This is a genomic window from Pseudoduganella sp. GW821-FHT11H04, from assembly GCF_058807935.1.
Window position 1 is genome coordinate 166,698 of sequence record NZ_JBXARE010000011.1, and the last position, 6,767, is coordinate 173,464.

Annotated in this window: 6 protein-coding genes; all 6 read left to right on the forward strand. The window is 63.1% G+C overall.

All coding sequences use genetic code 11. The features are described 5' to 3' along the window. Nucleotides 1-46 precede the first annotated feature (46 nt). On the forward strand, nt 47-1,411 hold the full coding sequence (locus AC1RTP_RS21940) for a GIN domain-containing protein (protein ID WP_498610432.1): 1,365 nt from the start codon (nt 47-49) through the stop codon (nt 1,409-1,411). Between the two features lie 296 nt (nt 1,412-1,707). Next, entirely contained in the window at nt 1,708-2,577 is an 870-nt protein-coding gene (locus AC1RTP_RS21945) for a glucosamine kinase nucleotide-binding domain-containing protein (RefSeq protein WP_498610434.1), read from the forward strand. A 60-nt stretch (nt 2,578-2,637) separates the two neighbouring features. Next, complete coding sequence (locus AC1RTP_RS21950; RefSeq protein ID WP_498610451.1) at nt 2,638-3,315, forward strand: GntR family transcriptional regulator; 678 nt, start codon at nt 2,638-2,640, stop codon at nt 3,313-3,315. Then, on the forward strand, nt 3,312-4,424 hold the full coding sequence (gene nagA, locus AC1RTP_RS21955) for an N-acetylglucosamine-6-phosphate deacetylase (RefSeq protein WP_498610436.1): 1,113 nt from the start codon (nt 3,312-3,314) through the stop codon (nt 4,422-4,424). The genes AC1RTP_RS21950 and nagA overlap by 4 nt, the downstream gene beginning before the upstream one ends. Then, entirely contained in the window at nt 4,414-5,427 is a 1,014-nt protein-coding gene (locus AC1RTP_RS21960; RefSeq protein ID WP_498610438.1) for an SIS domain-containing protein, read from the forward strand. Before nagA ends, AC1RTP_RS21960 begins: the two co-directional genes overlap by 11 nt. An 18-nt stretch (nt 5,428-5,445) precedes the next feature. Beyond that, nucleotides 5,446-6,767, forward strand: a 1,322-nt coding sequence (locus tag AC1RTP_RS21965; protein WP_498610440.1) for an ABC transporter substrate-binding protein, incomplete at its 3' end; no start/stop codon positions are given.

Here is a 6,767-nt window from a genome sequence, read left to right on the forward strand (position 1 = left end):
TCGCCTATCGTTCCAACATCACCCAACCTGAACAGTGACACTAAAAATGAACAAGCTGATCACCTACGGCACCGCCCTTTCCCTGATCGCACTGGGCGTCTCCGCCCTGCATGCCAGCCCTCCGGAAAGCGAAAAAAAGGCCGACTACACGCCGACCCGGGAAAACCGCCCGGTGACCGCTTTCTCGCGCATTGAAATTGACGGCCCTTATAAAGTGCTGATCGATGCACAGGGGGCACCGGCCGTGGAAGTCAGCGGACCGAAACGCGAAGTGTCGCAACTGGAAACCGTGATCCGAGGCGATACGCTGATCGTGCGTCCACTGCGCCGCAATCACTGGGTCTTCGGTTTCAGCCGTGAACACGAGCCGGTGATTGTGAAAATTAACGCCACCGGCTTGAAAGCCTTGAGCGCTGGCGGCAGCGGCGACGTGGAGCTGGAGCACGTGGACAGCCCCGAGCTGAAACTGGTCTCGACCGGCCCTGGCGACCTGAGTGTTTCAGGCAGCGCGACCGAGCTGACCGTCAAGTCCAGCGGCAGCGGCGAGATGCACCTGCACCGCATGCGCGCTACCAATGTGAACCTGGTCATGACCGGTCCTGGCGATGTGAGCGCACCAGCCATTACCGGCGACCTGAATGCAGTCCTGTCCGGCCCGGGCGACCTGGAAGCGGGCGACGTACGCGCCAACAAAGTCAACGCCTCGCTGAATGGCCCTGGCTCGGTTGAACTGCGCGGCAGCAGCAAAGAGATCCGCGTCGAAATTTCCGGTTCGGGCGACCTGGAAGCCTGCAGCATGCAGGTGGAAAATGTCAGCGCCATGCTGAACGGCCCTGGCAGCGCCTGCCTGAACGGGAACATCAAGAAGTTCGACGCAGAAGTGCACGGCTCCGGCGACCTGGAAGCGCGCGGCCTGCAAACCCAAAATACCCGCGTGAACCTGAGCGGCCCTGGCGGCATGAACCTGTCCGGCAGCACCGACACCTTGAGCGCGGACGTCAGCGGCTCCGGCGACCTGGACGCCAAAGGCCTGAAAGTGGCAAAGGCGATCACCCGCAGCCGCGGCCCTGGCAACGTCTACCTGAGCAAGGTTAGCGATTCGCTCGACGTCGAAGTGCGCGGTTCCGGCGACCTGCAAGCCGAACCAGAATGCAAGAACGTGAAAGTGAGCATGAGCGGCCCTGGCGGCGTGCAACTGCGCGGCTGGACCGGCGAGCTGAGCGCCAACGTGAGCGGTTCCGGCGCCCTGGATGCACGCGACATGTTGGCCAAGCAGGCCGAAGTCAATGTGCATGGCCCAGGCAATGCCACCATCAACGTTCAAGGCAAAGTGGCCGCACAAGGCCAGCAACTGGTCTCCGACAAACAGCGTGTGGTGACAGTCGACCGTCGCGGCGCCCACACCGAATGATTGACGACATCGCTGCTGACGCCTAAGGCGCCGGCAGCGATTAGCTGTGTTCCTCCTGCCCGGCTCTTACCCAGCCGGGCTTTTTTTCGTCCCTACCGCCACTATTATCACTTTGTCAGCGCAGTCCATACCAAAGTGCATACCATTTTCAAGATCAATTTCCACCATAAAAATCAAACACTTACACAATTCTTTGCGCGTTTAGTTGAGAACCTAAACAATACCAGTTAAATACCTGTTGACAAGCTGGTGTGCTCCTCATATAGTCGCCACAGTTCTTTTCATCCCTTGAAAAAATGATCGAATTCCTGATTGGTGTCGATGGTGGTGGCAGCGGCACCCGTGTGCGCCTGGCCTGTACCGACGGGCAGCCGCTGGGCGAAGGCCAGGCTGGCCCGTCCGCCCTGCTGCACGGTATTAAGAATGCCTGGGCCGCCGTCGAGGAGGCCACAGGCCGTGCGTTCGAAGCAGCTGGTATTAGCCAGCCGGCGCGCGAACTTATCGCCATCGGTCTTGGACTGGCCGGCGTGCATAACAAACAGTGGGCCGCCAATTTCGTAGCGGCCAATCCGGGCTTTGCCGCAGTGGCTCTGGAAACTGACGCCTTCACCACGGTGCTCGGCGCGCATGAAGGCCGGCCCGGCGCCATCATCGCGCTGGGCACCGGCAGCGTGGGCGAAATCCTGCACATCGACGGCTCGCGCCATGAAGTGGGCGGCTGGGGCTTTCCTTCCGGCGACGAAGCAGGCGGCGCCTGGATCGGCATGAAGGCCATCAACCATGTGCAGCAAGTGATGGATGGCCGTGTCAAAGGCAATGGCTTCGCCGATGCAGTGGCCGAAGCTTGCGGCGGCGGCCGTGACCGCATCCAGGTATGGCTGGCAAATGCGAACCAGACCGCCTTTGCGCAACTGGCGCGCATCGTGCTGCAGCATGCTGAAAACGACGCCGTGGCGCGCGGCATCCTGAAGCAAGCTGGCGAGCAAGTGGCCCTTATCGCGCATGGCCTGGATCCAAGCGGCACGCTGCCGATCGCCCTGTGCGGCGGGCTTGGCGAACCACTGCGCGCCTACCTGCCGCCTGCCCTGCAGCAGCGCATTGTGCCACCGAAGGGCGATTCCGCCGCCGGCGGCCTGCGCCTGATCCAACAACATTTGAAGGAGTAGCCCGTGCTTTCCCAAATGAGCGATTTCCGTCCCGACGTCGACAGCGACACTCCGCTGTACATGCAGTTGGCGAACAAGCTGTCCGACGGTATTGCGAGCGGTGACTGGCGCGCCAATGAAGCGCTGCCTTCCGAGCGGGTGCTGTCGGAAATGCTCAATATTTCGCGGGTCACCGCGCGCAAGGCAATCGACATGCTGTGCGCGCGCGGCATGCTGACACGCCGCCGCGGCTCAGGCACTTACATCACGCCGAAGCTGGAACAGCCGCTGTCGCGCCTCACCAGTTTTTCGGAAGAGCTGCGCCAGCGCGGCTTTACCGCCGGTTCCCGCTGGCTGCAACGTGAGATCGGCGTAGCGGCGCCGCTGGAACTGCTGTCGCTTGGCCTGTCGCCGAATATGCCGGTGGCGCGCCTCAAGCGCCTGCGTACCGCAGATGACGTGGTGATGGCGATCGAAACCTCGACCATCCCCGCCATGTACATGCCCGATCCGGGCACCGTGAGCGGCTCGCTGTACGGCTACCTGGAAGCCACCGGCAATGTGCCGATGCGCGCGCTGCAGCACATCCGCGCCATCAACGCCAATGCCGAGCAAGCCCGCCTGGCCAATATCGCCCCCGGCACCGCCATGCTGCACATCACGCGCGTGAGCTACCTGGAGAACGGCGCGGCGGTAGAACTTACACACTCCTTCTGCCGGAGTGACTATTATGAATTTGTAGCGGAGTCGCGTCGATGAACGAGGCAATCAAAGGCAATATCCTCACCCCGTCCGGTTGGCTGAACGGAACCATTTCCTTCGGCGAGCGGATCGAGGACGTTGCAGGCAGCAGCACCGATCCAAAGTTGAACGGCGATGATTACATCCTGCCGGGCTTTATCGACCTGCACGTGCACGGCGGCGCGGGGAAGGATGTAATGGAAGGCGGCGATGCGGTGCACACCATTGCTGCGATCCACGCGCGCCACGGCACGACGTCCATGCTGGCCACCACCATGACGGCGCCGCCGGAAGACATCGACGTAGCGCTGGCCGCCATCGGCAAGGCCGTGCGCCAACGCGGTAAAGGCGAGGCCCGCCTGCTGGGCGCCCACCTGGAAGGTCCATACATCAACAGCGGCAAGCTGGGTGCGCAGCCAAACTACGCGCGCGCCGCCACCATTGAAGAAGTACACCGCCTGGAGAAGCTGGCGCCGATGCGCGTGATCACCGTTGCGCCGGAGATTTCCGGCCATCTGGAACTGGTGCGCGACCTGGCCAACCACGGCGTGCGCGTGCAGATCGGCCATACCCTCGGCTCCTATGAAGAAGGCGTTGCGGCGCTCGAACACGGCGCCACTGGCTTCACCCACCTGTTCAACGCGATGAGCGGCCTGCATCACCGCGAGCCCGGCATGGTCGGCGCGGCGCTGGCGCATGCCGAATTCGCCGAACTGATTCCCGACCTGCTGCACGTGCATCCGGGCGCAGTGAAAGGCGCGCTGCGCGCCATCCCACGCCTGTATTGCGTGACCGATTCCACCGCTGCCACCGGCATGCCGGATGGCGAGTACATGCTGGGCCGCCACATCGTCCATAAATGCATGGGCGGCGTACGCCTGCCCGATGGCACGTTGGCCGGTTCCACGCTGACGCTGGACCAGGCCCTGCGCAACCTGGTCGGGCTTGGCCTCGACCTGGCCGACGCCTCCAAACGAGTTTCCACCAATGCAGCTGAATACCTCGGCTTGCAGGACCGCGGCCACCTGGCCCGCGGCGCGTATGCCGACCTGGTCGTGATGGACCGGGACTTGAAACTGAAAGCCGTTTATATCGAAGGAGAACGTTGTGACCTCAATGATGCTTAAAGAAGCCTTGTCTGCCGCCGACTGCGTGGAACAGCAGCTGGCGCAAGACACTGACCGCTATGCGGAACTGGGCCGAAAACTGAGGAGCACGCCGTTCAACTCCGCGCTGACCGTGGCACGCGGCAGCTCGGACCACGCTTGCAACTACATCGCCTACCTGATCATGTCGCGCCTGGGCCGCGTGGTGGCTTCGCTACCGATGTCGCTGGTGACGCTGCACAAGTCGCCGCTGATTACGCGCGATACGCTGGTGATATCCGTATCCCAATCCGGCCAGAGCCCGGACGTGGTGGAACCGATCCGCTACTTCCGCGACGGCGGCGCAACGACCGTGGCGCTGGTGAATGACGCCGAGTCCCCGCTGGCGCACAGCGCAGAATGGGCGATGCCGCTGCGCGCAGGCAAAGAGCAAAGCGTAGCCGCCACCAAGAGCTTCATCACTTCCCTGGTTGCCGGCGCGCGCCTGGTTGCACACTGGCAGAACGATCCGGAACTGCTGGAAGGCCTGGCGGCGCTGCCTGCTGCACTGCGCGCCGCTTGCGAAGTTGACTGGTCGCCGGCGATTGAAGTACTGGCGCCGGCCCGCAATATCATGGTGGTCGGCCGCGGCATGGGCTTCCCGGTTGCGTTGGAAGCTTCGCTGAAATTCAAGGAAACCTCGGCGCTGCAGGCGGAAGCCTTCTCCGGCGCGGAAATCAAACACGGCCCGATGGCCCTGATCGAAGAAGGCTACCCGCTGCTGATCTTCGCAACGCGCGGCCCGACCCAGGCAGGCCTGGTGGCGCTGGCCGAAGAGATGCGCGGCCGAGGCGCACGCGTCTTGCTCGCGGCACCGGAAGACATTCCATCGCGCGACCTGACCTTGCCGGTAGCCGCAACGCCTGATCTTGATCCGATCGTGGCGATCCAGGCTTTCTATGTGATGGCGGCCAAGCTGTCCGCAGCGCGCGGGCTCGATCCGGACCGTCCACGTCACCTGAACAAAGTCACCAAGACCCACTGATCCCCCACGCGGCCATCGATGAAGAACAGTTTTCTATTCGCTGCATTGATGGCCATCGCCAGCGCCGCCCTGCCCGCACCCGCGGCGCAGCATATCGAATTCTGGACCTTCAGCATGAAGCCGCGCTTCACGCCCTATTTCGAAGGCGTCATAAAGCGCTACGAAGCCGCCAATCCCGGCGTGCAGGTCGAGTGGGTCGACTTCCCCTGGGACATTATCCAGACCAAATTAGTGACACGCATCGTGGCAGGCAAGCCGCCGGCGCTGGTCAACCTCAACGTACCTTGGGCCGAGGAGTTCGCCCGTGATGGCCTGCTGACGCCCGTCGACGGCATGTTCGGCGAAGAGCGCGGGCGCTATCTGCAAAGCTCCCTGCGCGACCTAACGTTTGGCGGCAAGACCTACGGCTTCCCGATGTACAGCAATGTCGCCGTGATAGCCTACAACCGCGACATCTTTCGCGCAGCAGGCATAGCGCAAGCACCGCGCAACTTCGACGAACAACTGGCGTTCGCACGCCAGATCGCCCAGCGCACAGGCAAGGCGGGCTTCTGCCCTGCCCTCTCCAAGGTCGATGGCCTGATGCTGCAGCAAGGCTTGCCGGTACTGGCCGACGGCCGCGCCGTATTCAATTCCCCCGCCCATGTGGAGTTTATTCGCAAGCTGGCCGAGACCTATCTCGCAGGCGGACTGCTGAAAGACGGCCTGTTCGCGGAAGATAACTTCCCGCCAGCAGTGGAAGCCTACAAGAGCGGCCGTTTAGGGATGCTGCTTGCACCGCCGACGGCCTTGAAGCGCATCCAGTCCGACGCAAAGGATGTCTACGCGATTACCGAAGTCGCGCCCGCGCCGCTTGGCCCCACCGGCATTGCCGATGGCGGATGGCTGATTCACTTCGGCGTACCCGCGCGCGTGCCGGCAGCGGACCTCCCCGGCATCGGCAAATTTGCGCGCTTCCTGACCAGCGACGAAAACCAGCTCGAATTCGCAAGGCAAGCCAGCGTATTCCCCGCCTCCGCGCACGCCGCCAACGCCCCATTCTTCACAGCGCTGCCGCCCAACGCAGGCGCCGCCGAAAAGGCCGTCGCCGCAGGCGCGGTCTCGATGCCCCACTCCCGCACCATGTACGTCGCCGGCATCGAAGACTACGACGAACTGCGCCGCGCCCTCGTAAAAGCAGTAGAAGCCGGCGTCACCGGCCGCCAGGACATCCAGCAAGCCCTCAACGCCGCCGTCGCCATCTGGAACCGCAAGCTATCGGCTTTAAAGTCGGGGTCAGGTCGAGCAAACGGACACGGGCCTGTCTCTTCTCCACATCTGACGCTGCCGACGAAGTATCA